Genomic DNA, 26,892 nt, shown 5'->3' with positions numbered 1-26,892 from the left:
CACACCACCGCGGCTTCTGGAAAAGTCCTACGAAGGTAGTGCCGACCCCGGATAAGGCGAAGGTATGGGGTCAGCTTTCAGCTGCTGTCGCCCAGGCATCAATCGCCAACCGCAGCCGCGATGTGCCGGATTGCCAAGCGCCGAGCCCTCACCACCGCAATCTGCCAAATTTCGTGGTCCGTGGGTATGACGACTTTTGGATGTGTAGGGAGACACATGATGCGCCTCCAATTCACTTCCTGAGCTGAGGCGTAGCGTAATGCCTTCCCCTGCCCTCCTATTGGTCATGACAAAAGCTGCTCAGCTTCAGATGATACCCATCTGAGCGGCACGTGCGACTGCGCTGACGGAATTTGGTGCCCTGAGTTTGACTTGCGCCGTAGATAGTCGCTGTCTCAATGCCGACCGGCTGATGTTCAACGTTTCAGCGGCGTCATCTTGGTTGGCACCACCCTTGATCGAGGCCAGGGCGTCGATCTCGCCCTGGGACAGCCCGATGGTTTTCCAATAGCTTGTGAAAAGGTTTGCCCATGCCTTCACACGACCCATGAGCAGTTCCATTTCGGCGTCAGTCAGTTCTCGGTCGTTTCGGGCGATGGAAAGAAATGACCGCTTGCCTTTCACCACTTCAACAAATGTGGCGCCATAGACAAGACCGTGGGTAGCTGCGTCAGCCATCACGCCCCGTAGATCGGGAAGGCTGCACTCTGACCAGCGGATCATTCCTGTGCGGGCCATGGTCCAAACGGTCATGGGATCGCCAAAAAAGTAGTTCTCCTGTTCATACTTTTTTGTCCACGCGTCGGAATAGCGGTTGAGGCAGAAATCAGGTTTTCCAAATTTCAGACCAAGGCCGAGGATGAAACCTCCGTTGCCGATCCGTTCGAGGACGGCAAGTTCATCTTCATGATTCGGGATCACGAGTTCAATCATTTTAAGCCTGTCAATAAAAAAATGCTTTATGCACTAATCAACTGACCAAAAGGACATGTTGGTGTCAATGGTTAATTTCACGCCGTAAGTGATGCTCAAGCAAACCGGCGAAATGCCACAGGAGGGACAGATGACCGACTTAAACGCCAAGGTGCGCCCGAGGGGCGTGGTTATCTCCGCCGAGGCAAACTTCACCGTCGATATGGCCCAAAACCTGCTGTCGATGTTTGACCATATGCAGGAAGGTCAAGAGATCACCGTGAAGTTTTCGAACAAGGGCGTGTGGGCCGTCACACCCGAAGGCATCCGCCTATTCATCGGCTCAACGGAAGTTTTCGAGGTAGGTACCAATGGTCAAGATGCAGCCAAGCCGCATGTTCAGTGACGCGGCCCGTGACGGCTATCAGGTCGAGGTCATCCGTTGCCCGGAAGACTTAGACAGATGGCATCTGGTCAACGAATACCTGAAGCTGCGTAAGCAGATTTTCGTGGATCGTCTGGAATGGCCGCTGTTCCATGCTGAAGATCTGGAGTTCGAACAGTATGATTCCTTCAACACGATTTATGTTGTGGCAACGCTGAACGGTGTTGTGGTCGGAGGGGCAAGACTGCGCCGTACTGACCAGATCAGCGGGACCGGCCAAATCCAGTATAGCTACATGATCCGCGATGCCTGCCTGGGCGTACTGCCCGGCTTGCCGCAGGAGCTGTGCCACGCGGTTCCGCCGATGAATGAGAAGGTCTGGGAGATTACCCGCATGGTAGTCACTGGGTCACGCGACGTGTCCAGGATGATCCTTGCCAAGATCAACACGTTCTTGGGCGAGGAAGGCGCTGAGACGGTCCTGTTCCTTGGATCGCCAGCATTTCAACGAATGGCAAACTCGCTGTCGTGGCCCGTAAAGCAACTGGGCCCCGTCGCCAGCAACTCCGAAGGATCGTTCCAAGTCTTTGAGTGCCCGGTGCGCGAGCTGACCTAAACAATTCAACAATGTTAAACAAACAATTTATTTATGTTGAGGTTTGTTGAAATGTTGTGTATGAAGGTGGTGATCTAGTTAAATCCAACTAGTGCGGGCAACCCAACATAGTGCATCAAGGCACCTGTCAGCGAGCAGGAGCCCCTAATGAGTCTAGCCATACCGCCAGTGATAATCAGCGAGGACGTTGCGCAGGTCGTAAACGAGGGCGGATCAGTAATCATAATTTGCCAAGAGAGCGTTTCCAAAAAAGGAACGTCCGTAGTCGGCAAATGGATTTACGAGGTCGTTTCGGCCGATAAAAAATCCAAACGGTTATTGGTCTACAAAGTCAGAAACAAACCAGAAACATCGCTCACCGTGTCGGGCGTTGCGTCAAAACTTATGCTCTGGGGCTTCCCTGGACTGATAATGCCGTTCGAAAAAGGACAATGTTTTGAACTGTTTAAAGATGGCCGTTATTTGGTCGATTGGAGGTCTGACTCTTAACGCGACTGAATGTCTCGGACAGGGCTTGGTCCTTGTTCCAGGTTCTGATGGAGCCTTCGAATTTAGAGAACAAAGCAACGGCTTTGCCCGCCATTACGGATCAGGTGGGCAGCCGATAATCCCAGAAGCCGAACGACAGGCTTCTGCTCCCGAAAATTCCATGTCCTTTCTAGCAGAGCCGGACAATGGTTTCATGGCACCACGCGCTGCCTCGGGAAGCCCTGAAGTCCTCGATGCAATTCACCAGACAGCATTGCGCTATGGAGGCCATGGTGCCCTGCGCAAAGCTGGAATGTCGGTCACGGACTGGCGCGACTTCTACAGAGCTAACATCGAAATCGAGAGTGCGTACAACCCTCGCGCTCTGAGCCATGTCGGTGCGATCGGCCTCGGCCAACTCATGCCCGCGACCGCCGCCACACTCGGCGTAAACCCACATGACATGCACCAGAACCTCGATGGTTCTGCCCGTTACCTGCTTCTTCTTCTCGACCGCTTCGGATCGAAGGAGCTGGCACTGGCTGGCTACAATGCTGGCCCGGAAGCCGTTTCGCGTCATGGAGGCATCCCGCCCTACCGCGAAACGCAAGGCCATGTCCGCAAGGTGATGGCCGTTTACCAACGTCTCAAAGGAGAACAACTGTGACGCAAATCTTTAACCGGGTGGGCGGTCCTGCTTCCCGTAATTGGGTGCTGTTGGCCGCACTCGCTGTCATGGTTCTGATGATCGCAGAACCGGCGATGGCACAGGATATTAACCTCGATCCCATTCAAAACTTTCTGCAAGGACTTGTGGATGCGCTGACCGGTCCCTTGGGGATGATCATCGCCACGCTCGCGCTCATCGGCGTGTTCATCACTTGGTTCTTCGGCATCATCGACTTCCGCCAAGCCATGTGGGTCGTCATTGCCATCGCCGGTATTGGCGGAGCGACGACGATGGTCCAGGCGCTGTGGGCTTGATGTCATGACAGAGCAGGACGTCGTTTTTAAAGGTCTGCTACGCGCGCCAAAATTTCTCGGCTTGCCCGTAATTTACGGGATGGTGTGGGTCTTTTCCGGCGTCCTGCTTTTCATCTGGATCAAGTCTTTCTGGGTGCTGGCCTGGGCGGCGGCTACATATCCGGCCCTTTATGCAGCGGCCCAGTGGGACCCAAACTTTTTGGACGTAATCATGACCGTCCTCCAGAAAACGCGTCCATCGCGGAATAAAAACCTTTGGAATGGAAATAGCTATGAGCCGTAAGGAATTGAGTGGTGAGGGCGCAACAAGCCTGATTTCATCAGTTGCCTTCCGCGAAGAGCAATTCGAAGACTATTTGCCCTTTGTCAGCCTTGTCGATGACGAAACCATCCTGACCCGCGGCGGCGAGTACATGCAGTGCATTCGCGTCAATGGCCTCAACAGCATGACAGCAAACGATGAGGCTCTTATCCGTTTGAAAAAACGGATCGCCACCATCATTGCGCAAACCGAAGGCCGGTTCAGCTTCTATATCCACAAGATCAGCAAGCGGCTTTCCCCGGAAATATCACCTGTCCGCGGCGATGGGTTCGCCGCCGAAGTCGATAGGCGTTGGCAGTCTGCTCTTTCGTCCTATGGCCTTCGCGACAAAACCCTGACCATCACAGTCATGCGTCGGCCCGCTGCAAGTCGTTCAGTTTCCGCTTTCGAGAAAGTGCGGGCGCGGTTTGCCAAGGACAAAGTTGAGGATCAGAAACAACTACGTCAGCGCCGGCTTGCCAGCCTGCGTGAAGTGGTCTCGATCCTTCTATCTGCTACCGAAGGCATGTCCGGTCGCGCGTTGACTGCATCCTCGGGCGAGCTGCTGGGCTTCCTCGAAGCTATCGGCTCCGGCACTGAGGTTCCAACCTATCCGCTGTCGGAAATTGGTATCTTGGCCCGAAGTGTAGCCAACTTCCGCCCGACATTTGCGAGCAACCGGATCACCCTGTCGGGTGGAAATACTGGTCGCAAAAACGGCCTGATCTTCACCATCAAAAATTATCCAAACCAAACCGAACACGGCATGTTCGACAGCCTAAACCTGCCTCATGATATGGTCATCACCCACAGCTTCACGCCCATTCCGAACGATGTGATGGAGGAGCGTATTCGTCGCGCGCAGAAAATGATGGCGTCGATGAATGATGCAGGGGTATCGGATCGCGAATTACTTGCCTCTGCGGCTGACGAGCTGGTGACAGGCAAGCTGGTCTTTGGTGGGCATCACATGACGGCTGCGATCTACAGCAGCAATGAACGTGAGCTTGCAGAGGCAGCAGCAGATATTCAACAGGTCGCTCAAGAAGCTGGTGTTAAGGTCATCACCGAAGCCTTTGCCTCACGGGCGCATTACTTCGCACAGTTTCCTGGGAACGCTGCGTTCCGGTCTCGGATCGGCACCATCACAAATCGTAACTTTGCGGGCTTGGCATCACTGCATCGGACGCCTCTTGGAAAAAATGGAGACGAGGTTCCGTGGAAAGACCCAATCACCGTATTTCCGACCCCCGAAGGAAGCGGGTACCAGTTCAGCTTTCATCGCAAACTGCCGCGCGGCAATGTGGATGCGGAACCCCCCGCAGGCCACACCCTAATCCTCGGTCCGTCCGGTGGCGGAAAATCCGTGCTTATTGCGTTTCTCATTGCACAAGCGCAACGCATGAACGCACGGGTATTTGCCTTCGATTATCGGCGCGGGCTCGAAGTTCCTCTTCGTGCGCTTGGGGCTGAGTATAGCGAAATCACAGCCAACCGTCCCACAGGGCTAAACCCGCTGTGGTCCGAAACTGATCCAGAGGGCCAGCAGTGGCTTTCGGAATGGATAACGGCGCTGATCGAACGGGCCGAACGTCCTTTGACGGCGCAACAGTCTCAGTTTCTTCAAGACGCTATTCGAAGGAATGCGGATGCCCCGCAAGGGCTGCGCCATTGGTCACAATTCGCGAGCCTTTTTGCCCCCCTCGATGATGACGGTGATCTGGAAAGCCGCATACGCGAGTGGGCGCCTTCTGGCCGTTATGGTTGGATCTTCGGCGGAAACCGCGAAGACACGTTCTCCCTGAACGGCGACCTAGTTGGATTCGATCTGACAAGCGTTTTAGACAACGGAAATGACAAAGAGCGCGCAGCGGTTCTTGGCTATATCTTCCGACGCCTAGAGCGGGCCATGCAAGATCGCCGCCCCACAATCATTGTTGTGGATGAAGCATGGCGGGCGCTCGACACAGACTACTTTGCGGACAAGCTGCAAGGTTGGCTAGTCACGCTGCGCAAGCTCAACTGTGTTGTCCTGCTCGTGACACAGTTCGCCACCCAAATTGCCAACTCAAAGGCGGGCGCGTCCATTTTGCAGGGCGTCCAAACGCAAATTCTTCTGCCGAACGATGACGCATCGGCGCAGGACTTTGCGGCCCTCAATCTGAACGCAAAAGAGCTGACCATCATGCTTGAAACCCCTCCGGGCAAGCGCGTGGCCTTGGTTCGAGACGATCAAGGGTCTGTTCTACTGGATACGGACCTCACGGACCTGGGCCAACTCCTCATGTCGATCGGCAACAGCACCGCAGGCCGCGCAGCATTGGCCGCGCCTGATTTTGATCCTGAATTCTGGAGAACCCTGAAATGAAGCGTGTGATTTTCGCCCTTACTTTGTCCGGCCTACTATCGGCCTGCGCTGGTGAAACGCGTCCAGTTTCATCGGAATGCTTCTCATCTTCCGGCCGTCCGACCTGCAATTTCACGCCGCTGCCAGAGCTGCACGCAAAGGGTGGAGTCAGTGTCTAGTCGGCTCCGTAAAATCATGCTGGCAACGGCAATATCGTGCACAAGCACGATCGCCGTTGGTCAAGGCGTTCCCGTAATTGACGTCAACCAGCTACAGCAGAACCTCCTAATCCTGACGGAGCAGTTTGCTGACCTCGAACGCCAGCGCAATAAACAAGGGCGGCTTGAGGACATTGGACAGCTGCATGAAGAACAGCTTGCCGCGCTTGATGCCATCATTGGCAGCACTCGCCCGACAGGCAGTTCAGAAGATATGATTGCTGATCTGGAAGAAGGGGAAACTCCTTCTTCAGCAGCGCCCAATATTTATTCCACCGAGGATGCCAATACAGCCACACCGGAACTTTTCGGTGATGCTCAGGTGACGGTAGAGCAAGTCATCATCCGGGCTGCCCAAGCCACCTACAGTCGTCCCGGGGTGGCTAAAGCAGGATTGTCGCCGGTCCAATGGCGCGCACTGCTGCAGGCCATGATCTGGCAGGAAAGCCGCTTCAACCCTCATGCTGAGTCACCTGTCGGAGCCTATGGCCTCACGCAGATTATGCCTCTTACAGCAGTCGATCTTGGGATTGGTGAAACCTATCGCGGTGATCCTTACGTGCAGGCGGAAGGTGGCGCACGTTACCTATCAACCCAGCTTGATACGTTTGATGGCGATATTGTTCTGGCACTGGCAGCATACAATTCAGGCCCCGGAAATGTTCGGCGTCACAACGGCGTCCCGCCATTCAACGAGACGCGGCACTACGTTCAGGTCATCCCGGCCAAGTATAACGAGTATCTGGCACAGATTGGCGGTGTTGATGCTCTGGGCACAATCGAGCCTGTTCTAGCGGCTGGCGCGCACACTGCCATGATGAGCGATGGCGCGATGCTTTATGGCGACAACGCTTATGAAATGGTGCGCCAGTCAGCCGTTCGCGTCCGCGCCATTATCGAGCGGATTGAGACAACAGAGACACCGCATGAGGCAATGGCCCTCAATGCCTACATGCGCGCTGAAACAGCGCGCGTCATGGTTCTGCTGACGCGTCTGCGGGCAGCGAATTCACAACCCATTAGTGCTGAAGCAATGCAGTTCGCAGCCGAACAGGCTTCAGAGCGCAGTTTCCTAAGATTTGGAGAATGACCATGCGTAACCTTAGAAAGTTCGCTCGTCCAAAAGCTTTTGCTATTGCTGTCGTCGCTGCAACGGCCCTGCCCTACGCATATTCGGATGCCGCATACGCTCAAGGCGTTCCGACGGTAGATACTCAGAATATCGCTCAGTCCATCCGGCAGCTTCAAAACATGCTTGAAGATGCCGGTCTGCAAAACGCGCAGCTCGACCAGCTTCTCTCTCAAGTGACCCTTCTTCAAGGGCACCTTGAGACTGCCAATAACCTTTATGCCTCCCTAACTGGCGCCCGCGATATTGTCGGGCTGACCATGGACGGCGATCTGAATGACCTTCTCGAAGGAAATATGAGCGGCGTCCTCGGGACGATCCTGGCCGGGATGAACGGTGACTGGAGCGGGCTGACTGGCCCGCGATCGGTGAACATGCGGACCACAATGACCGCAGCTCTGGAAAGCGCAGGGTTTGGAGAGGGCACTGTTGAAGAATTGGCCGGATCAAGTGTGCCAGGCGCTCGCCGTGTCGCATCCGCTGCAACTGGTGGAGCTGTCGTTGCCGCAGCGGGTGAAAGTGCCCATGCGAATACGGCGCAAAGCCTCGGCCGCGTCGGCGCACTGGTCGATATGATCGGAGAGACTGAAGATCTAAAGGCGTCAATCGACCTGAACACGCGCGTAAATGCCGAGGTCGTCATTGCTCTGTCGCAGCTCATCGAACTTGAAGCTGTAACCGCAGTAAATTCGGGCATGGCGGGCATGATGGATGCTGCCACGATGGCCGAAGAGCGCGCGTTCCTCACGTTCGGGAACATCGAATAATGGCACGCGAAAAAAAAGAAATTATCGAAGAAGAACTGATTTTTGGTGCGCGCAAGCGCGAAGCATTTTGGCGCAAGCTGGCCCTTACAGGTTGGGGCTTTGGCATCATAGGGTGCTTGTCAGCTGCTGCAGTCGCAGTCTTTACCGAGCGTCCTGCACCCGCACTCGTGCCATTTGATCCTGCAACTGGAATGGCGCTGCCAATGGCAAGCGTCGGAACCATCAGTCTGAACGAACAGCAGGCAGTCGTGCAATCTCTTGTGTTCGCCTATGTGCGCGACCGAGAAACCTACAATCGGATCGACAACGATCAGCGCGTTCAGACGCTACTCAATCGCTCTGAGGGTAATGCACGCGGCTCCCTAGTCGAACAGTGGACAGCGGATAATCCAGATTTCCCCCCAACGCTCTACGGTGAGAACTCTCGTATGGATGTGGAGGTTATCAGTGTCACCCCTCTCAGCAATGACAGGGCAACGGCCCGGATCGTGAAGCGGCTCGTAACGCCCCGCGGCACGACCGAGGGGACATTCACTGTCTCGCTCGTCTTCAACTTCCAGCCTCAAGAACAGCGCACTCTCGAAGCTCTGTGGCAAAACCCATTCGGTTTCTCGGTGCGGGAATATGTGGTGTCGTCGGAAAGGTTCACAGAATGAAAAAAACTAGCTTCCTCGCCGCACTTTGCCTCGCCGGTTTTTCGACAGTGGCTCACGCCGAGGTTACGCCCCGCGCGGGCGCGCACGATAGCCGAGTGCGCCTGGCTCAGTATGTTGATGGGCAGGTTTATCGGATCAATACAACGATCATGAAAGTCACCTCAATCGAGTTTGGCTCGGGCGAGGAAATCATATCAATCGCTGCGGGTGATACCGAAGGATTCCAGTTCGACGCAGTTCCTGGCGGCCATGCAATGCTCATCAAACCCATGATGTCAGGCGTCACCACGAACATCATCGTCTATACCAATCAGCGGGCATACTACTTTGCGGTCACAGAAACCAATTCTGCGACGCACTATGTTGTTCGGTTCGATGGCCCACGCACTCGCTCTGCGCCTCCTGCTAACAAACAGGTTGTCGCAACTGCCCCCTACGACACATACGGCGCGAACCGGCTGACGGAGATCACGCCCCGCGAAGTATTCGATGATGGGACGTTTACGTATTTCCGTTTCGCGCGGAATGCCTCGCTGCCTGCAATTTTTCGCGTTTCGGGCGGTCGAGAGCGCACTGTGAACAGCCAAACTTTGGACGATGGCACAATCAGGGTTTCGGGTGTCTCGCAGTATTGGGTGCTGCGGGCCGGGGAAACTGAAAACACGATTGCGAGGCTTGGAGGCAGCAAATGACTGACGACACGAGCAACGCAGAAGTCGATCAACAGCAAGGCGCTCAAGACACTGAGGGCGATCCCGAAGAACAGCTGAATGAGCGCCTTCAGGCGCTTGAGGCTGAGAGTCAGGGTGCAAAAAAGACTGAGAGCAAACGGTCACCTGCGATCCTGGTCACGGGACTGATTGCGATCTGCGGGCTAGGCTTGGCTGCTTATACAGTTTCACAGACTTCAACGGATCGTTCCAGCCTTAGAACAGGACAGTCTGACCCATTCCAGAATATCGGTACAAGCGCCTACGGCCATCTGCGCTTAGCCCAAGGCGCTGAATCAGACCCGCAACCTGAGCCTGAGCTGGAGGAGCCGCAGCAGCCAGAGCCTGATCCTCGCTTTGAAGAAATGCAGCAACAACTTGCAGCATTGCGGGCCGAGATTGCGGCGCGGGATGCAGCCAGCGAAACGGATAATGCCGAAGTCACCGAGGAAGCCCCTGAGGAAGATGACCGGCTATCATTGCTTGCAGAGGAGCTGGAAACCCTGCGTCTTCGCGATGAGGAGCGTGACTCGGAAGCGGCGCGGATCGCACAGGACCATGCGCGCGAAATGCAACGACTGCAAAGCGAGCTGGATCTTGCCCGGCTGTCTGGTGGGGGTGACAATTACGACCAGTCCGGTAATGCCGCGCTTGATGATCGTGCCCGACAAGCCGAAGAAGCACGTCGCCTAGCCCTGGAGCAACAGGAACGTCGCCGTTCCTCGGGTATGCTTGCCTTTGGGCGAAGCGGTGGAGGCGGTGGCGAAGCCTCTGGTGCGGCTGAACAGCGTGAAGCGCGGCTGTCAGACAACGAGGCGTTCGTGCGCGATGCAGGAAGGCCGGCGCAGGTCGAGCGGGCTTCCGTGATAGTGAACCCCGCAAACACTGTAACGCAAGGAACGATGATCCAAGCTATTTTGGAAACTGCGATCAATTCGCAGCTTCCCGGTGCGATTAGGGGGGTCGTAAGCGAGGATGTGCATTCCTATGACGGGACGCGCATTTTGATCCCTCGGGGATCGCAAGTGATCGGACGATACTCTGAAGGCGTAGAACTGGGCCAGCGCCGCGCACTGGTGGCATGGGAGCGCATCATCATGCCGGACAATCAGTCCGTCACAATTTCAGCCTATGGCGGCGACGAGATAGGACAGTCCGGTCTTACGGGAAAGGTAAACAATCATTTCGGTCAGCGTTTTGGTTCGGCAGCTCTTGTTAGCTTCCTGACGATCCTTCCGGCACTCGCGACGGAAAACACGGATGATGACCGCGCAAATGATATGGCGGATAGCGTAGGGCAGAACCTAACCAGCGCGACAACCTCCGTGCTGAGTGAGTCCCTACGCATCAGGCCAACTATCCGCGTCGCCCAAGGCGCCCGTGTGACGATCATGGTTGACCGTGATCTGGAGATTTTCTGATGCAGGATGACAGCTACTTTAATCAGGCGATGGCCGCGCTAGGCGATGTAGTCACGCGCGAAGACCTTGTGGAGCTGTGCATCAACCCTGATGGAACAGTCTGGGCGGAAACTCGTGGTGACCATTTCATGCAGAAGTGTGAAGCGCATCTGACAAGAAATGTGCTGGCTGACTTAGCCGCTAGTATCGTCGGCCAGGCCCAAGCGACCATCAGCAAAACCAAGCCCCTTATCTCGGCTTCTATTGAGTATCTCGGCCGTCCGATCAGGGTCCAGGTCGTCGCACCACCTGCGGCACTCTCAGGCCATGCTATCGCAATGCGCTTCTTCTCATCCCTGCCCCTCGATGAGGTCAAACTAGACTATCTCTATGGAGAACAGCGGTCATTGGATGAGGAGCGCGCGGCACGAAACCAGCAGCTCAAAGAAATTGCAGAAAAAGGCACTCTCGATGAAGCCCTAGAGTTCTGTGTCTGTGAAAAGCTGAACATGGTCCTGTCAGGCGGAACCTCGACGGGCAAGACTGTAGCTCTCCGCAAAATCATGACCTTCATTCCTCCAACTGAACGGGTCATCACTATTGAGGACGCCGCTGAGCTGCTGCCTAGCCAGCCTAATACAGTGTCCTTGATTGCCGACAGGAACGGTGACGTGCGATCGCCTGACGCGCTTCTTATTTCTTCGCTGAGAATGCGGCCTGACAGGGTGATCGTTGGCGAAGTGCGCGGCAAGGAAGCGATGACATTCCTTGAAGCTATCAACACAGGGCATGGCGGCTCAGCGACTACCGTTCATGCCGAAACGCCAACCCTGGCATTAGATGCTCTTGCCATGAAAGCAGGCCGATCAGATGTGCCCATGAGCTATTCGGAAATTCGTGAATACATTACCCGATCTATCGACGTCATCATTCAGACAGGTCGGAAAGACGGAAAGCGCGGCATTGCCGAGTTCTACCTTCCGACAGCGAAAGAAACAGCAGGATGATGAAGTCCATTGTTCTCGCTGCTATCGCAGTTGCCGCTACTGCCGCTACTGCTCACCCAGACAAGGTGACGGAAGATCAGGAACGCAAGTTTCTGCGCTTCGACACGCAAAGCGCAGGAAATCCAGAAATCTCCGAACGCGGCTGCTCGATCCCGCCACGTCCTGTTCTTCCAAACCCAAAAAACGCGCCAGTCAACGCCAACCCTGATCAAGCAAGTTCTGTCCTACTATCAGTCTACAGGCGTCAGAACGCAGAGCGGATTGTGTCTGAGCAAGCCTGCTCGTGCGACATGTATTTCTCGGATTGGGATAGCGCGCTCAATGAAATGATGGCCGTTTTTGAGGGGCTACACTTCGATGAGTGGGCAAGCGTTCGGCTTGAAAACAGCAGGGCCACGAATGCCCTATCCTCCGAAGTGCGGACAATCTGCAAAGAAAGTGGTGTCCTATAATGCCTATAGTTTCGGAACTGGTGGAAATTGGACAGCAGCAACTCAGTGACGCCGCACAATCGCAGTTTGGCCTTACTGCCGCAGCTATCGGTGACACACTCCAAGTAGCAGCATCGCTGGCTATCATCCTCGTCTTTATCAATGCGCTCCTGCAAATTCGGCCGCAGCCTGTCGGAGATCTGTTGATACTGGTCGTAAAGTTGCTTTTAATTTTCCAGTTCGCGACAGTGTGGAGCCAATTCAATGCCATCGCCAGTGCGGTCATAAACGGCATGGATTCAATTGCAGGCGCCATGCTGTCAGGCAGCTCTAATCCGAACATGGGTCTTGCAGCCTCATTCGATGATATGCTGGACCGCCTCGCAACCAGCGCCAATACGACAATGGACAACCTCAGTTACATGAGCCGTGCCGTAATGAGCGGCATCTTCTTCATCCTACATTCCCTCACGGCGGCAGTGGCGGGACTGATCTTGATTTTCGCCCTAGTCATGATCACGATCCATCTTGGCCTCGCGCCCATTTTTATTGGTCTTTCAGTCTTCAAAGCGACGTCTGACTTCTTTTTTCAGTGGCTTCGCTCGACTCTAAGTTACGTTCTTTATCCTATCGTCATCGCCGCTGTGCTGGGTTCAATGATCCGGCTTACGCAAGGTGTTGTTGATAACCTTGATCCAACAAACATCGAATCCATCGCAGCCTTGGTCCCTTTTCTGACGATCCTCTTTATGATGATTTTCACCATTGTCCTGATACCGATGATTGTGAGCGGCCTAAGCGGGATGGTTGCGGCCGTTGGTCCTTTAGCGGCGGCTGCGGTTACTGCTGGCGTGTATCGCAACCTGTCTGGGTCGATGGCAGGTCCTGCAGCTCTGTCGAGATCGTTCCGCGGTGCCGGTAGCGGCGGCAATGTGGGGTCATCACCTCCCGCACCTGGGCACGGACCGGGTGCGGGTGCAAGCCCCGCCTCCCCGCATCAGGCACAGCCAAGCGTGCAGCGACAACTTAACATGCCAAATAGGTTCCGGGACCGTTCCTGATCCTAAAAAAGAAAAGCCCGCCTTAACGGCGGGCTTTTTTGTTCGGGTAGGTGCTTGATACGTCAAACCTCAACCTGAGATATTACGTCCATATCAGTGAATTTGTCTCGTAGATCGTCCAGCATTGACCGCCCCTTCTTCAACGTGCGGTCAACGACTGCGCGGGCTTCTGGAGTGTCGGGCACGTCCTTTAAAGCCAAATCTAATTGTGCAGTTGCCACCGCTTTTCGTTGTGGCCTCCGGTTCGAGCGAACAGCGGAAACGGAATTGTCAGCTGAAGGCGCTTTTCGAGCCAACCTGCGTGATGATCTGGGCCTATCGTCCGGAGCCGGATCGTTTTGCTCTACGATCTGAGGCGCTGCAACTTCGACGTCCTGAACGATCGTTCTATCAGCGGTTTCAACGCTGGCATCCTTCCCGACCGCAACAGGCTCAACGACTTCAGGTGACGCCTCGGCATCCACCTTCTCCGGGGGTGGCAACAAGCGCACTCTAGCTTTTTCTGCCGCGCGGGCGGCGTCCGCTTCCATCAAGCCAATGTCAGGGAAAACGTACTTATCCATAGCAGGGTTATGCGGAGGCATCGGCATAGGACCGGTTTGAGCCTCGAACATGGGCTTCAACTTTGCATCACTGAAGTATTTTATACGCTTTGCCCGGATCGGCATGTCGGCATCAACAATGATAATCACGTCATCCTTGGGCAGCCGGCGCGCTTCATCCTCTGACAACAAAGGCCGTTCTTCTGTTCGTTCGCTGACATTGACGCCATTGAAAGCACCTTGACCAATAGTCCGGCTCTTGCTGACGACCCGCCGCGTCGTCATGCCTGTTGCACGGGACAAGTCAGACACCGTTTTTTCCTCAGAAGGCGTCAGATATAGTTTTATCCCTGCGCCACCTTGGAGCGACAGGCGAACATTCTGCCCATAAATCTCGTCCAGCGCTGGAACAGTCTGCGTAACAATTGCCAAGTTGCCGCCGTATGACCGCAGGGTTTTGATCGACTCAGCTACAATCGGCATTTTGCCAAGTTTGTCGAACTCATCCAGCATGATTAGGACCGGCCAAGGTTCGTCCGGACCTGGCTCGCCAGCCCCCTGCAATGAAGAAATGAGATCGGAAAAAAACAATCTGATCAGCGGTGCGATTGCAGCAACGTCATCTGGCGGTACAACCAGATAAACGGTCTGAGGTTTTTTGCGGAAGGTCACAAACTCAAAATCACTATCATCAGTTAGAGCGCAAATGCGCGGGTTTGCCCACGTTCCAAGGCCCGAGCTGCTGAGAACTGAGAGGTATGCTGACAGGGTACGTTCGGTGATATTCGCGAGCTTGTTGAACATCATCTTAGTGGCAGGATCTTCCGCTATTCGGGCATAGTAAGCGTACTGCGTCTTTGTCTCTCCGCCTTGAACCGCATAGCGGTAAATCTCCCCCAACGTGACGCGGGTTTTTTCATAAGCCAGCATCCCGCAAGCGACAAAAATATCCGTAGCGCCCGGTAGAAACTCCTCTGCCCCCTGCCCGGCTTGCAGGAACAGCTTGGCGATCTTTTGAAGCTCCATCATGCGCTGCGCAGGGTTCTTCATCTTGCCGACGCGCTTGAGGGGGTTGTATCGGTGCGACGGCGACTCCCAATCGGTCGGTGCAAAGCGATAGACCGTATCGCCGCGCGCTTTGCGGTGGCGTGACGTTAACTCAAAGTTTTCGCCCTTCACGTCCAGCACTACGCTGCTGCCTGCATAGGTTAGGCAGTTGGGAATAACGAAGCCCACGCCCTTACCACGTCCCGTAGGCGCAACGATTAGGGCATGTGGATGCTCGGCAGATACAATAAAGGGTTGGTTTGAGCCTGGGTCACCCGTCTTTCCCAAAACAAAGCCTTTGGCGGGATTGGTTAAGAAGCGTTTGCGCTTCATTTGCCGTTTCGTCTGCCAGCTCGTCTTCCCAAAGCGTGTAAGGTCTTCTGTCGTCACCTTAGCAGCCAGCATGAAGCCCGCCAGGGTGGTTGCAATGACCACAAAGTTTATCAGGACATAGCCGCGTGGATCACGCGCTTGGATGTCACCGTACTGCGTAGCGATAAAAAAGAGATCGAGTTCGGCCAAGTCGTAGCGGTACTGGGCGAGACCCGACGCCAGCACGTAGCCAATCAGAAAAGCGAAAAAACCAATAAGGAGAACCCCTCCTAGTTGGCGCAGCCTGCCTTCAAGTCTGGTCATGGGATTACTCCTTATCCAAAATCGTGACCGTCTTGCTCATGACCACGCCGCTCATGACGGAGGGCTTGCTCATGCTTGACGGCCGCAACATTGTGTTGCGCGACTGCTTGGGAGTGATCACGGCTGCTACCGATATTCTGGTCAGCCTTCAGGTAAGCGATGGCAAAGTCATGCCGCTGAGCCGTGCCCATTCCTGGAATGTCGGGCGCTCTTCCGTTCTGCATGTCATGAACCGCATCCTGCCCAAGCGCACGTTCGACTGCATCGACAAGCCGGCGCGACTCGTCAAAAGTCATGTTGCCACCTCTTGCCGCAAGTTGCTTGGCTTCATCGAGTGCGGCGGCTTTATCGCGCTCCTGACTCTGTGCTGCACGTTCCTCTTGCTCTCGCACACGATCCATCTGGATAGCTGTGAACGCTCGCTGAATATCCTCGTCAGGCATCCTGCGTTCTGTCGCAGGCACATAGCCTTCGGGACCGCGCGCGTCATTTGCGTTCCGGTCCCATGCCTCGGAGGCAAGCTCCGCATGACCCCGCGACCTGTCAGCAAAATCAGTAAACGCGTCGCTGGCTGCTGCGACCTCCTTCTGCCCCTGCTGTCTCGCTTGGCTGTCTTCTGAATAAGGCCAGTTGAAATCAGTCCGTTCGAACTGTTGGACAAGGCGTCTGAAGTCCTGACGCTCGCCAGCCGAGTGCACATCGACTGCCTCAGTGCGCTCAATGCTCTGATCGCGTAGCGCGTCTTCTACCCTGTCATATATATCGCTGACATGATCACGAGCCTTCTCCAGCCCCTCACTGGTCGCAAGGTCATAGCCGTTCTTGTCAGCGACAGCATGCAAGTCTCGCTCAACCCACCGGCTTTCCAGCGCCGCCGTGGTGGCAGTCATTTCAATGCGCGCTGAAACCTCCCGCGGGTCAATGCCACTACCTTCCAGGGCAGCTTCCAGCCTGCCCGGCGCCAGATCACGTTGCATGTCGCGCGCCACCTTTTCGACATAGATGCTGTCAGATGCAGGGCTAGTCAGGGTGCGGGTCTGCTCCCCAAGAGGATTCAACTCTCGGACGCTGCGCAGCATGTCATCCACGTCCTTATCCATTTGCGCCCGTTGCTCAGGCGGCGCTCGATCTATGCTGCGGTCGATTTCTTTGATCGTAGAGCGCAATGCTATTAGCTTTGCCTCGAATTGATCGACGTCCCGCTCCAATGCCGGGTTGGCCTCAATGGCCCCTGCCCTATCGCTCATGTCTTCACCTTTCTCAATTTGCTGCGCCATGCGCTCCAATGCGTTTGCCGTAAGGGTATTCCCAAGTCGGTCAGCTATGCTGCCAAGGCTGCGATATGTGTCTGCAACCTCGGACAGTCTTTGCTTGATAAAATCGCTGTCCACGCGCTCGGCCGCGCGATCTTGGGTCTGGCTAGGTCCAATCGCACGGACCTCCCATTGCGTGCGAGTAAAGGCCACGTCCTTACCGGCACGATTAGTAAAGCTGGTAACTTCTTTCCCTCGATTGGTGATTGCAATGGTTTGTCCTGTGTCAACATTTGCCTCGGCCATTGCCCGACCCAAGCCACTGCCCCACATTTCCTTCATACCATTTTCAGTAGCCAGCTTAACGTAATAACTCGGTGTATTCTTAGGGTCATGACCATAAGGGGACTTGCCATGCTCGATCAATTCACCGCGCAAACTCTTTCGTAAATCTATCGAGCTAAGCGCGTCCTCGGTAATGCCACGCGAAAACCGACTAGTGTTGATCATTTCAACTCCAGCCGCCCGCCCCCATTCGACCATCGCATCTTTAAAACGGTCATAAGAAAGCTCTCCGTCTTTTTCCAGATAGAAAAGCTCATTTTCTTGATTGCGCCGGTCTACAATAATGTGGGCGTGCGGATGATCACGATCCGTATGTATGCCAGCGATATAATTCCAACGGCCATATCCTTGCCCTATGAGCTCATCACATACTCCACGCGTGATGGCTTTAACCTTCTCGGTGTCTGTCCCTTTGGGAAATGACATCATCAAGTGCATCGAGTTCCCGTTCTCGATCTTACCGCGCCAACCCTCAGACCAATCGGTAGCAAGTCGTGAAACCTGGCGACCTGTCAGCTCCTTGCCGCCATCGTGCCGGTAGCTGGGGTCGATAACGTGATCCGACTTTCCCAGGACGTAATTCATCTGAGCCTTTATGTCGGCACGGTTGTAGCACCCTCCGCTGCGGATGATCTTGAACACAGCCTGGGGAGTGTTTGCCTTGCGAACATTGCTCAGAAGCCGCGTGACGGAGCCGCCCCCGCCCCCAGATTTGACTCGCCGACCAGACCGGACATGGTGATCATCAAGGAAGTTGGTGACGATGCTGCTTCGCTGTGCCATCAGTCCAGCGCCTTCAAAATTTGATCAAGGCGAGCTTTGCGGCGGCGGGCTTTCGTTACAATCAGCTTTGAAACGAGGTCAGATACAGCCTTAAGCTCATCCCTCATGGCGACGATTGTAGCCAGATCATGTGGCGAAATTTCTGCGCTGCCGGAGACAAGCGCCTTACGATTAGCGTGATAGGCAAGCTGATTTAGGTTGTTGCCAACGCGGCGAACCTCCTTAGATAGCTCGGCTCCGATCTCAATTAGGTCATCGTCTGGATCAAAAAAGCCCGAAGCACGACGCAGAGCCTTCTTTGCAAATGCGGCTCGGGTCATGCCGAACCGCCCCGCTTGAACATCAAGGGCGCGCATTTCGTCGCTTTCCAAGCGAACACCAAGAACCTTTGTCTCGATCCTTGCTATCGGATCGCGATGCAGCCTGGCCGCAATCATCTGAACGGCGCGGCGGCTGATCCCGTAGGTTTTGGCAAGCTCATCTGTCGAGATGTTCTTCGCCAAATCCTGCACCAGTTGCCGCTTTTCGTCAGCATTTAAACGCCTTTGGGGCCGTTTAGATGGTGGCGAAGTTAACATGTTACATTTCCCGCCATATTCTTCCCTTCACCCTAGGGCGTTTCCGCACCGCTGGCAAGAAAATGCCCGCGGAAAGGCCCTAGGGTGAAGTCCGTTTCGGTGGCCGCCCCCAGGGCGGACAGGTTCGGGCGATCAGCCCGAAGCCGCGATATGCATCGCAGATCGCGCCATGCAGCCTCACGGTTAAAGCGTGAGATTGGCTAACCGCACCCTCCCCAACAGGCGCAGAGCCTTCTCAGAGGCCACAGGATCGCCGCTGAGTGCCCCCATCGGATCAGTCAGCTAGGGTGGGTGCGGCCAAGGCGTCTTTCCGCTCACACGGCGCATTCAGGCTGTACGTTGGATTGGCGCTCCGAACCAACAACAGATTATGGGCTCCACACCACCAGAAGCCGAAACATGACGACATGGCAAAGCGGCACAATGGCAACATGGTACAGCGATATTGCGGCATTCCGGTAAGGCGGCGCAGCGGCATTGCGGCATTCCGGTAAGGCGGCGCAGCGGTATTGCGGCATTCCGGTAAAACGGCGCAGCGGCATTGCGGCATTCCGGTAAGGCGGCGCAGCGGCATTGCGGCATTCCGGTAAGGCGGCGCAGCGGTATTGCGGCATTCCGGTAAAACGGCGCAGCGGTATTGCGGCATTCCGGTAAAACGGCGCAGCGGCATTGCGGCATTCCGGTAAAACGGCGCAGCGGCATTGCGGCATTCCGGTTAAACGGCGCAGCGGCATTGCGGCACTACGGTCCTACGGCGTAGCAGCATTGTGGAGATACGGTATAGTGGCGAAGCGGCATTGTGGCATCTAGGCTAAGTGGCGCAGCGGCATTCCGGCGATACGGCATTGTGGCGATATGACAACATGGCAAAGTGGCGATGTGGCGATACGGCTTTCCGGCTTGATGGTTATCCGGCATCATGGCGATATGGTGATATGGCGAAGCGGCATCATGGCGACGCGGCATCATGGCAACATGGCGAAGCGGTGATATGGTAAAGCGGTAATGTGGCGATGTGGCATCACGCAACGCCACCAAATAGCGACGTGAGGGACAGAAGATGAAAGTAATTTCACTGATCGGGCAAAAAGGGGGCGCAGGAAAAAGCACTGTCGCCCGCGTTCTTGCATCCGCAGCCGTTCTCGAAGGTAAGCGCGTTTTAATGCTCGACTGCGACCCAAACAAAAGTACTTACTCCTTTTATCAAAAGCTGATGCGGAACGATCCGACCTCGGCAAAAAGTGTGACTGCCTTTCACTGTGCCAACACTGAAGAAATGGAACGTCATATCATCGAAGCCGATGATATGGGGAATATAGACTACTGCATTATTGATACCCAAGGCGACCTAGTGAATTGGGTAGATGATGTGATTGAGCTTTCTAATAGGGTGATCATACCCGTCAAGGTTTCCGAAACCGATTTTACGGTGCAATTGGAAACCTACAAACGATATGTTGCTTTGCGTGATGCCGTAGTTGACCCGTCAAAGTTGCCGCCAATTATGTTCTTGCTGAATCAGATCAAGCCAGGCGTCAAATATCCTGCTTCGCTTCGTGATCTGTTTGATGAAATTGCAAGCCATGACAGAATGCTGCGCTTCTACCTGCAAGAGCGCAATGTGTATAACCAGACTGATCAGGGCATTCTTTTGGGGGAATACGCTAAACGCGTCGAAGCAACATCGGTTGGGAAAGTCATGCCAAAATATATGACGCAGGCAATGGACGAGGCGAAAGAACTACTAACCGCAGTTGAGGAGGTTACCGTCAATGGCTAGTCTGCCGCCCCCCCGCACGGATCGCTCCCCTCGACGTGGCTTGCAGCTTAAAGAAGGCACTAAGTTGCCTGACCCACCTAGCTTCGAGAAGGTCAGCACAAAGAGCGAGATAGATGGTGAAGCCAATGCTTCTACTCGACCCTTGCCAGAGCAAGAGAAAGCTGAAGCCATCGAACAGAAGCCAGAACATGCGCCGGCAGTGGTTGAAGAGCCGCAAGACAAGCAGACCCGCAAGGGTGAACATACCAGCTCAAGGCGCAGTCTGACGAGAGGGCAGGGGGATACCCCATCAGCGCCCGAAGAAATGACTCGTCATGCCGCCCCCACGGCGGCAGCAGACACGCAGTTCGTCACAATCCGATTGGGTTTTGAGCCCAGGGTGAGGGAACTGGCGGAAAAATGTTGCCAAGCAACGGGGGCCTCTCTTCCTGATTTGGTCGGCGTTGCAGCCCGCAAGATGATCGTCACGGATGCTGATTTTGAAGCCAAACCGCTATGGCCTGCGCCTACTCGCTCACGCCCGATCGACTATACTCTGCGGGTGAAGTGCAAGCTGTCCTCGTCCTTGCTCAACAAATGGTCGAAGAAACTTGATCCCCTCGGTGCAAAACAGCCCGGTGAAATCGCCTATAATGCTGTTCAACACGCATTTAATCGCAGTGCCCGACGCATCATTTCTGAGCTGACGAAAGCTCAGTGATGCTTGCCGTATCCTCAAGGAGCAAAGAAAAATGTCAAACTCGGCCCTGATTGCCATTGCCGCACTATTTGCTGCAGCCGCCGTGCCAGCGGGCGCCGAACAATGGGACGTGACAAAGGACAAGAGCCTCGTAGTTCATCGCCTCGCTGCCAATGATCTTCGCATGACAGTCGTATGCGATCCCGAGGGGGCATTTTCACCGCCGCAAAACTACCTCTTTGTCGAACGGCGCGGCCAACGTGTCGAAACTGGCGAACTGACAGTTTCGGGGGGTGATGATACCGTGAACCTTCCGATCATCGGGGCCGCCGCCGTTCCAACTGGCAATGTCGAGAACTGGAATACAGCTATGGACATGCTGTTCGGGGGCAGGGGGGTCAACGTCGCTGTCGGTGAAGTCGCTGCCCAACTTCAAGCAGAACGCATCGCGAATGTCTGCACAGCCCGATAGGACGACGCTGTAAGCCAGCAGGGTTATAGCCTGTCTTGTACCAGTATATACCTTGTGATATATATAGGTAATACACTCAGGGATATACTTATGACAATGCTCATCAAAGGCGATGAAATTGACGACCTTGTAGCGAAATACTGCGCTTTAACTGGGGTGAGGAACAAGAGCGAAGCCGTGCGCCAAGCACTGGCCGCACAAATTTCTGCATTGTCGCAAAAGGAAAGCCTCGCTGATCGAGTCGCCAGTATCCAGAACCGCGCAGCGGCTTTGGGCATCGTGGCAGACAGTGCCGATGACAAAGCTTTCATGGACGCAATGTGGGGCGATGAAGCCTGATGTTCGTTGATGCAAGCGCCCTTGTCGCCATCCTGAGAAATGAACCAGACGCTCCAGCATTATTGAAGGCGATGGAGGCGGCGCGTGGGAAGCTCCGCATGTCGCCAGTCGTTCGGCTTGAAGCCACCCTTGCCATTGCCCGGACACGTCGGGACGCGCGCAGCGCAGGCCCGGCGACGGCCGACGATTTTAAGATTGCCGCAGAGCTGGTCAACGATTTGCTTGAAGCCATCCAGGCACAGGAAATGATGATTTCGTCAGCCATGGGAAATGCGGCGATCGAGGCGCTTGCGACCTATGGGAAGCTAGTCGGGCATCCGGCGCAGCTAAACATGGGTGACGCACTGTCTTACGCGTGTGCCAAATCCCATGCCGTGCCCTTGCTCTACAAAGGCAATGACTTCTCCCACACGGATCTTGCCTAACCACATCGGCCGCGCCAGCGGTTTACCACAGCCGCCTCGCCTCCCTTCGCTCCATGAAGGCGCGTCCGGCTCGGCGGCTGCAAGCCCTGGCCCAAGGGCCAGGGTGGAAAACCGCCCTCGCACTGGCAAGAACACTGGTACCCAAAAAGAAAAAAGCCGCCCCGTAAGGGGCGGCAAGTTGTTTCCTCGCCACGAGGAAAACTGTCTGGTGTCAGCAATGCGTGATTTGTCGCAATGCGTCAACCTCGCGGGACACGCGCTACCTGCGGCGCCAGTCCCACGGCATGTCAAAACTCCCCTCCCAAATGCCGCGCCTGGCTCTGCGGGCAGCATTCTCGGCGGCGATGTATTCGCCGCTATACTGGCGATAGGCGACGGCCTGGCCCGAGTAAACGAGCGCGGCGTTCATATCCTCATCCCCGACAAAGCACTGCCCAATCACCCGCCCGTAGCGATCCATATCACGCTGTTCACATCGGACGGGCTGATCGCCAATCCACTCTGTTAGCCAGCGTGTCGCCATGTCGCCGCAACGGTATGACCGGCTGGAACGATCATGGCAAAGCTGATCGGCTTCCGGCGCGTCAACTCCATGCAGTCGGATAGTTTTGAGGCTGATGACAAAGGTATCTGCATCCACAATGCGCGGAATGCCCTCGATTACTCGCGATCCGTCAGCAGCAGGGGCGCTGCGCCGGTCTGCCTTGCCGGTCAGATCGTCCAGCAAATCGCCATAGTCACCCTGAGACATGACGGCCAGCGCAGCCAGTGCGGCCAGGATCGGCAAGGCAGACCGGCGCAAACGACGGCGCAGGGGATTACGGATGGGGCGTTTTCGCATAAGGGGCCAACAGACTTCTGAATTACGAACACAAAAATTGGGTTCGCGGGAATTACATGATCCTGTGCGAAAGGGGCAACCGCTCGGCTTGCTCGACCCTGCACGGGTACTTAGGTGTTAGATGCCTCGCCCGGCTGTGAGGGCAGGACGAGGCGGGGGGGTTTTCAACCGGCCCCATGCTGCGTCAGGAAGCGGAGTCCGATACCAAAGGTATCGCCCTTCCTGACAAGCGCCCACGCTTCTGCAAGACGCTGTTCCAAAATCATTTTGCTCATCTGTTTATCCTCTCGCGGCCCCATTTCGGGAAGCGTCAGCCCGCGCCTTTTGCGGGCTGACTGAATTGCCTGAATGACTAGGAGGCAGTGGCTTGCGGACTGCGGCGCACAATCCGACCCAACAAAGGCGTGGCGTTCGGAAGGTCCCGCATTTCACGGTCAGGCCGACGCTTGTTGTCAGCTCCGATCAACCACCCCTCGCGATGCGCGACAAAGACGGACTCGAAAATGTCTCTAGGGGTCATCTGCCAAGGAAAAAGCACGGCTTCGTCACTGTCGGAAATGACAAAAATCCAGCCTCCGGTGCCATGCTCTCCGCGGAAGGCAATGGCGTCGGCGGAACAATCGAACAAACGCCATGTCTTGTAGGGCTGTGCGGACATATCTTCAGCCCTCCACGGTGAAAACGACAGTTTCACCATCGACCGTGTACGGCACGGCCTTGCTCAACAGGCTCTCGAAGGCGTTGGACGGGACGCTCGAAAAGGTCGTGCAGAACAGATCGAGCAGCCGCTGACGATCCTGTTGAAACGCATAGCCGTTGATGGCCCATGCAAGAATTCCGGGGGTGTGGACGGCGGGGGAAGAACCCAAGCGATAAGTAGTCATGTCGTTTCCTTTTCGTGGCGATGGCGTTGGGGCTTGGTGCCTCCTTCCGCCGATGGGCTGCGCCTCGTCGGTCTGGTCTGACGAATACGCATGTATTCGGCGGAACAGAGTGAGGAGGGCGAAGCCCGACAAACGGGCCTGGGCGGTTCTGTCAAAGGATCGGAGCCGGGGGGTGGTGCGGCCCGCAGCCGAAGGCGAGGACACGGCCCCCGGTGGAGACGACGCCGCAGGCGGCGCTTGTCTTTTGACAGGGCCGATCAGGTCTGTTGGCGGATATGGAATGAAAAATCGTCGGGATGGGGGTGAGCGCGGGCCTTGGCCCGCGTCGATCCCCTGGCCCGTCCGCAGGATCAAACACAAGTCCGGCGACCAGCCGGGCTTTCTTAATCCTCTATCTTAGGCCGGAGCTATCCAGCCTGCCGCGCTTCGCGGCGGGCCTTGCAGGGTGGCGAGCTGGACGCGCCATCACAGAGCGAAGGGAAGCGAGCCGCCCTGTGGGAAGGTCCGGCCTTGCGCGAGCGATCGTGACCCGAAGGGCCGAGACTATGCCGCTGGCCTGACTATTGCGCCCCTGCACGGGCAGGCTCGGAACGAGACAAGCGGGCAGGACCAGGCGCAAAGGAAGGGCAGGGGCATAGGCTCGGGGCGCAGGCCGGCTCTTGCCGGCAGGAGCCTAGAGTATCCGTTGTTCGTCAAGCATCAGAAACAGTCTTTCTCGGCTAAAGCAGCCGTTCGCGCGTGGCGCAGCGAATGACCGTATAGAGCCCTTTTTGACGAATGCTGCCGAGCGACTGGACGGCCGCTTCGGCGGACCCGCAGCTTAGCGAGGTGTTCTCCGTTCGGGTCTAGACATACTCCGTAATGCGTTTCAACAAGGCGACACCGGCACCTGATAGAACGCCGCAAGAAGACGTAAGCTCTTGACGACGCCCGGTGTCGAGCGGGTGGGGTCCTGTTATGTGACCGTAAACTGCCCCATCATGCCCGCATCCTCGTGTTCGAGGATGTGGCAGTGATACATGAATGGTGTCTCTTCCGAAGCCAGCTTGTCGAACCTCAGCAGGATTCCGGTCGGACCCTGCACACGGACAACATCTTTCCAACCGATCTGCGCCGAGTCGACCGGCCGTCCGTTCTGACTCACGCCTCACGATAATTGTCACACGCCTCAACACCCTTTGCGACCACGTCGAGAAGTGCGTCCACATCGTTCAGAAGGACCGTGATGCGCGGGTTGCTGATACGGTAACGGATGAAGCGCCCTTCGCGGTCGCTGGCGACAAGCCCGCAGTCCAGCAGGCACCTCAGATGGTTGGAGACGTTGGGTTGCGATAGTTCGGTCCGCTCGACGATCTCGTGAACGGCCAATGGCTCGTTGCAAAGTGCACCGAGGATGGCCAGGCGGCTCGGGTCCGCGAAGCCGCGGAACAGCTTCGCCCGTCGCTCGATGGTCGCGCTCTTGCGGTCATCGACGATTTGGGCCATATCACTCCTCGCTGATACGTTGTCCTTCAATTCATTCTAGCAGGAATAGCGCGACCATGGCCAACACCGAAAGTGCCGGACCGACGGCAGATGTTCCGCCCGTCCGTTACCGGGTTTCCGGTATGGACTGCGCGAAGGATGCCGCGCAGATCGAGCGGGCGGCGCAGTCGGCCGGAGTCGCGGCTGACGATGTGAAGGTGTCGGCGGCGACGCACATCATGACACTGAGCGCCCCCGAAGCGCGCCTGCCGGACATCGAAAAGGCCGTTGCGGTGACCGGCTACGGCTTCGACCGGATCGAAGGCGATGGAGACATTCCGCCGAATCCCGCCCATCAGGATCCGGCCTACCGACGCGCGCTCTGGATCGTCGTGATCCTGAACGTGGGTTACGGTATCGTTGAAATGATCGGCGGGTTCATCGCCGGGTCACAGGCCGTGAAGGCCGATGCGCTCGATTTCATCGGCGACGGCGCGATCACCTTCCTTGGCCTGCTGGCCATCGGCTGGAGCCTCGCCTGGCGGGCACGGTCGGCCTTGATCCAAGGCATCTTCCTCGGCCTGCTCGGCCTTGGCGTCCTCGGCACGACCATCGTGCGAGTCTTCGAACGGACGACGCCGGATGCAGGTCTAATGGGCCTGCTTGGCATGATCGCCCTTGTCGTCAACGTCATCTCCGTTCTGCCGCTGCTGCGGTTCCGCAAGGGCGACGCGAACATGCGGGCCGTCTGGCTATTCTCGCGCAACGACGCCATCGGCAATGCGGCGGTTGTCGTTGCCGCCGGTCTCGTGGCGTGGCTGGGCAGCGCCTGGCCGGACCTCATCGTCGCCTTCGGCATCGCCGGACTGTTCCTGCACTCGTCTTGGGCAATCATCCGCGATGCGCGGGCCGATCTGAAGGCAGCGGCATGAACAGCCGCGTTCTGGGCGGGCTCTGCGCGATCGCGGCGTTCGGCCTCGATCAGGGTACCAAGGCGCTTGCGCTGAACACACCGGCGCTTGAGCGCGGCGTCGAGGTTCTACCCTTTCTCAATCTCGTGCGGGTTCTGAACGATGGAGTCAGCTTCGGTATGCTGGGCGGGATCGTGCCTTGGTGGGGTCTCATCGCGCTTGCTGGCGTGATCGTGGCATGGCTGCTGATCTGGTTGTGGCGCGCGCCGGACAGGCTGACGGCTGCCGCTCTCGGTCTGATCATCGGCGGCGCGTTCGGCAATGTCCTCGACCGGCTGCGTTATCAGGCCGTCCCGGATTTTCTGGATTTCCATTACGGAACATACCACTGGCCGTCCTTCAATCTTGCGGATGTGGCGATTTTCTGCGGTGCGGCCCTGCTGTTCTGGGACAGCTTCCGCTCGGCGCAGAACAAGCCCGAACGTAACCACCGAGAAGAAAACGTTACGGGGAAATAATCG

At 56.2% G+C, this 26,892-nt stretch carries 31 protein-coding genes; 21 read left to right on the top strand and 10 right to left on the bottom strand.

Features of this window, described 5'->3' with window-relative positions:
- Positions 1 to 306: 306 nt before the first annotated feature.
- Positions 307 to 933: a helix-turn-helix transcriptional regulator gene (locus ACNR9W_RS18730; protein ID WP_377380667.1), complete on the bottom strand. Its 627-nt coding sequence runs from the start codon at positions 931 to 933 to the stop codon at positions 307 to 309.
- Positions 934 to 1,063: 130 nt separating this feature from the next.
- Here ACNR9W_RS18730 and ACNR9W_RS18725 point away from each other — a divergent pair, with 130 nt between their 5' ends.
- The 14 genes from ACNR9W_RS18725 (at position 1,064) to ACNR9W_RS18660 (ending at position 13,392) form a co-directional block, all read left to right on the top strand.
- Positions 1,064 to 1,318, top strand: a complete 255-nt coding sequence (locus ACNR9W_RS18725) for a hypothetical protein (RefSeq protein WP_419271328.1) — start codon at positions 1,064 to 1,066, stop codon at positions 1,316 to 1,318.
- Entirely contained in the window at positions 1,284 to 1,913 is a 630-nt protein-coding gene (locus tag ACNR9W_RS18720) for an acyl-homoserine-lactone synthase (protein WP_148923757.1), read from the top strand. Before ACNR9W_RS18725 ends, ACNR9W_RS18720 begins: the two co-directional genes overlap by 35 nt.
- Before the next feature lie 514 nt (positions 1,914 to 2,427).
- The gene (locus tag ACNR9W_RS18715; protein WP_419271337.1) at positions 2,428 to 3,048 is read left to right on the top strand and encodes a lytic transglycosylase domain-containing protein; all 621 of its coding nucleotides are present in this window, start codon (positions 2,428 to 2,430) and stop codon (positions 3,046 to 3,048) included.
- Between the two features lie 68 nt (positions 3,049 to 3,116).
- Positions 3,117 to 3,365 (top strand): TrbC/VirB2 family protein, encoded by a 249-nt coding sequence (locus ACNR9W_RS18710; RefSeq protein WP_458478909.1) that lies wholly within the window; start codon positions 3,117 to 3,119, stop codon positions 3,363 to 3,365.
- A 4-nt stretch (positions 3,366 to 3,369) separates the two neighbouring features.
- Complete coding sequence (locus ACNR9W_RS18705; protein WP_127899859.1) at positions 3,370 to 3,648, top strand: VirB3 family type IV secretion system protein; 279 nt, start codon at positions 3,370 to 3,372, stop codon at positions 3,646 to 3,648.
- Entirely contained in the window at positions 3,638 to 6,034 is a 2,397-nt protein-coding gene (locus ACNR9W_RS18700; protein WP_419271327.1) for a VirB4 family type IV secretion/conjugal transfer ATPase, read from the top strand. The genes ACNR9W_RS18705 and ACNR9W_RS18700 overlap by 11 nt, the downstream gene beginning before the upstream one ends.
- A gap of 150 nt (positions 6,035 to 6,184) precedes the next feature.
- Positions 6,185 to 7,321 carry a lytic transglycosylase domain-containing protein gene (locus tag ACNR9W_RS18695; protein WP_419271326.1) on the top strand — a complete coding sequence of 379 codons (1,137 nt, stop codon included), beginning with the start codon at positions 6,185 to 6,187 and terminating at the stop codon, positions 7,319 to 7,321.
- Complete coding sequence (locus ACNR9W_RS18690) at positions 7,318 to 8,127, top strand: type IV secretion system protein (RefSeq protein WP_419271325.1); 810 nt, start codon at positions 7,318 to 7,320, stop codon at positions 8,125 to 8,127. Before ACNR9W_RS18695 ends, ACNR9W_RS18690 begins: the two co-directional genes overlap by 4 nt.
- A complete protein-coding gene (locus ACNR9W_RS18685) occupies positions 8,127 to 8,783 on the top strand; it encodes a VirB8 family type IV secretion system protein (RefSeq protein ID WP_419271324.1) in 657 nt (218 codons plus the stop codon). The genes ACNR9W_RS18690 and ACNR9W_RS18685 overlap by 1 nt, the downstream gene beginning before the upstream one ends.
- Positions 8,780 to 9,475 carry a TrbG/VirB9 family P-type conjugative transfer protein gene (locus ACNR9W_RS18680; protein ID WP_419271323.1) on the top strand — a complete coding sequence of 232 codons (696 nt, stop codon included), beginning with the start codon at positions 8,780 to 8,782 and terminating at the stop codon, positions 9,473 to 9,475. Before ACNR9W_RS18685 ends, ACNR9W_RS18680 begins: the two co-directional genes overlap by 4 nt.
- Positions 9,472 to 10,914, top strand: a complete 1,443-nt coding sequence (locus ACNR9W_RS18675) for a TraB/TrbI/VirB10 family type IV secretion system protein (RefSeq protein ID WP_419271322.1) — start codon at positions 9,472 to 9,474, stop codon at positions 10,912 to 10,914. Before ACNR9W_RS18680 ends, ACNR9W_RS18675 begins: the two co-directional genes overlap by 4 nt.
- Positions 10,914 to 11,900, top strand: coding sequence for an ATPase, T2SS/T4P/T4SS family (locus ACNR9W_RS18670; protein ID WP_419271321.1), 987 nt, complete (start codon positions 10,914 to 10,916; stop codon positions 11,898 to 11,900). The genes ACNR9W_RS18675 and ACNR9W_RS18670 overlap by 1 nt, the downstream gene beginning before the upstream one ends.
- Positions 11,897 to 12,352: a hypothetical protein gene (locus ACNR9W_RS18665; RefSeq protein WP_419271320.1), complete on the top strand. Its 456-nt coding sequence runs from the start codon at positions 11,897 to 11,899 to the stop codon at positions 12,350 to 12,352. The genes ACNR9W_RS18670 and ACNR9W_RS18665 overlap by 4 nt, the downstream gene beginning before the upstream one ends.
- Positions 12,353 to 12,372: 20 nt before the next feature.
- A complete protein-coding gene (locus ACNR9W_RS18660; protein ID WP_419271319.1) occupies positions 12,373 to 13,392 on the top strand; it encodes a TrbL/VirB6 family protein in 1,020 nt (339 codons plus the stop codon).
- A gap of 62 nt (positions 13,393 to 13,454) precedes the next feature.
- Here the strand turns inward: ACNR9W_RS18660 and ACNR9W_RS18655 are convergent, their stop codons facing one another.
- The 4 genes from ACNR9W_RS18655 to ACNR9W_RS18640 all read right to left on the bottom strand — a co-directional run bounded on the left by ACNR9W_RS18655 (position 13,455) and on the right by ACNR9W_RS18640 (position 19,310).
- The gene (locus ACNR9W_RS18655; protein ID WP_419271318.1) at positions 13,455 to 15,617 is read right to left on the bottom strand and encodes a type IV secretory system conjugative DNA transfer family protein; all 2,163 of its coding nucleotides are present in this window, start codon (positions 15,615 to 15,617) and stop codon (positions 13,455 to 13,457) included.
- A gap of 11 nt (positions 15,618 to 15,628) precedes the next feature.
- A complete protein-coding gene (locus tag ACNR9W_RS18650; protein WP_419271317.1) occupies positions 15,629 to 17,857 on the bottom strand; it encodes a relaxase/mobilization nuclease domain-containing protein in 2,229 nt (742 codons plus the stop codon).
- A 140-nt stretch (positions 17,858 to 17,997) separates the two neighbouring features.
- Complete coding sequence (mobC, locus tag ACNR9W_RS18645; protein WP_419271316.1) at positions 17,998 to 18,576, bottom strand: plasmid mobilization relaxosome protein MobC; 579 nt, start codon at positions 18,574 to 18,576, stop codon at positions 17,998 to 18,000.
- A gap of 368 nt (positions 18,577 to 18,944) precedes the next feature.
- Entirely contained in the window at positions 18,945 to 19,310 is a 366-nt protein-coding gene (locus ACNR9W_RS18640) for a hypothetical protein (RefSeq protein ID WP_419271315.1), read from the bottom strand.
- 326 nt (positions 19,311 to 19,636) lie between these two features.
- On the opposite strand from ACNR9W_RS18640, the gene ACNR9W_RS18635 reads away from it, so the two are divergent.
- The 5 genes from ACNR9W_RS18635 (at position 19,637) to ACNR9W_RS18615 (ending at position 22,271) form a co-directional block, all read left to right on the top strand.
- Entirely contained in the window at positions 19,637 to 20,356 is a 720-nt protein-coding gene (locus tag ACNR9W_RS18635) for a ParA family protein (RefSeq protein ID WP_419271314.1), read from the top strand.
- Positions 20,357 to 20,396: 40 nt separating this feature from the next.
- Positions 20,397 to 21,056, top strand: coding sequence for a hypothetical protein (locus ACNR9W_RS18630; RefSeq protein ID WP_458478879.1), 660 nt, complete (start codon positions 20,397 to 20,399; stop codon positions 21,054 to 21,056).
- A gap of 31 nt (positions 21,057 to 21,087) precedes the next feature.
- Entirely contained in the window at positions 21,088 to 21,507 is a 420-nt protein-coding gene (locus ACNR9W_RS18625) for a hypothetical protein (protein WP_419271312.1), read from the top strand.
- 90 nt (positions 21,508 to 21,597) lie between these two features.
- Positions 21,598 to 21,846: a type II toxin-antitoxin system VapB family antitoxin gene (locus ACNR9W_RS18620; RefSeq protein ID WP_394227687.1), complete on the top strand. Its 249-nt coding sequence runs from the start codon at positions 21,598 to 21,600 to the stop codon at positions 21,844 to 21,846.
- Positions 21,846 to 22,271 carry a type II toxin-antitoxin system VapC family toxin gene (locus ACNR9W_RS18615; protein ID WP_419271311.1) on the top strand — a complete coding sequence of 142 codons (426 nt, stop codon included), beginning with the start codon at positions 21,846 to 21,848 and terminating at the stop codon, positions 22,269 to 22,271. Before ACNR9W_RS18620 ends, ACNR9W_RS18615 begins: the two co-directional genes overlap by 1 nt.
- 259 nt (positions 22,272 to 22,530) lie before the next feature.
- Here the strand turns inward: ACNR9W_RS18615 and ACNR9W_RS18610 are convergent, their stop codons facing one another.
- From ACNR9W_RS18610 to ACNR9W_RS18590, 5 genes are all read right to left on the bottom strand, one after another.
- Positions 22,531 to 23,058 (bottom strand): thermonuclease family protein, encoded by a 528-nt coding sequence (locus tag ACNR9W_RS18610; RefSeq protein WP_419271310.1) that lies wholly within the window; start codon positions 23,056 to 23,058, stop codon positions 22,531 to 22,533.
- A gap of 406 nt (positions 23,059 to 23,464) precedes the next feature.
- Positions 23,465 to 23,809 carry a hypothetical protein gene (locus ACNR9W_RS18605; RefSeq protein WP_419271309.1) on the bottom strand — a complete coding sequence of 115 codons (345 nt, stop codon included), beginning with the start codon at positions 23,807 to 23,809 and terminating at the stop codon, positions 23,465 to 23,467.
- The gene (locus tag ACNR9W_RS18600) at positions 23,775 to 23,996 is read right to left on the bottom strand and encodes a hypothetical protein (protein ID WP_458478876.1); all 222 of its coding nucleotides are present in this window, start codon (positions 23,994 to 23,996) and stop codon (positions 23,775 to 23,777) included. The genes ACNR9W_RS18605 and ACNR9W_RS18600 overlap by 35 nt, the downstream gene beginning before the upstream one ends.
- Positions 23,997 to 24,951: 955 nt before the next feature.
- The gene (locus tag ACNR9W_RS18595) at positions 24,952 to 25,080 is read right to left on the bottom strand and encodes a multicopper oxidase domain-containing protein (protein WP_164194636.1); all 129 of its coding nucleotides are present in this window, start codon (positions 25,078 to 25,080) and stop codon (positions 24,952 to 24,954) included.
- 56 nt (positions 25,081 to 25,136) lie between these two features.
- A complete protein-coding gene (locus tag ACNR9W_RS18590) occupies positions 25,137 to 25,481 on the bottom strand; it encodes an ArsR/SmtB family transcription factor (protein WP_036708219.1) in 345 nt (114 codons plus the stop codon).
- 56 nt (positions 25,482 to 25,537) lie between these two features.
- On the opposite strand from ACNR9W_RS18590, the gene ACNR9W_RS18585 reads away from it, so the two are divergent.
- Positions 25,538 to 26,392, top strand: a complete 855-nt coding sequence (locus ACNR9W_RS18585; protein ID WP_419271602.1) for a cation transporter — start codon at positions 25,538 to 25,540, stop codon at positions 26,390 to 26,392.
- Entirely contained in the window at positions 26,389 to 26,889 is a 501-nt protein-coding gene (lspA, locus tag ACNR9W_RS18580; protein ID WP_419271600.1) for a signal peptidase II, read from the top strand. The genes ACNR9W_RS18585 and lspA overlap by 4 nt, the downstream gene beginning before the upstream one ends.
- Positions 26,890 to 26,892: the final 3 nt, after the last annotated feature.

Source organism: Paracoccus sp. T5 (assembly GCF_048538155.2).
Taxonomy (GTDB): Bacteria; Pseudomonadota; Alphaproteobacteria; order Rhodobacterales; family Rhodobacteraceae; genus Paracoccus.
Note: the sequence above shows the minus strand (reverse complement) of the source record. Positions and strands in the feature narration are given on the sequence as shown.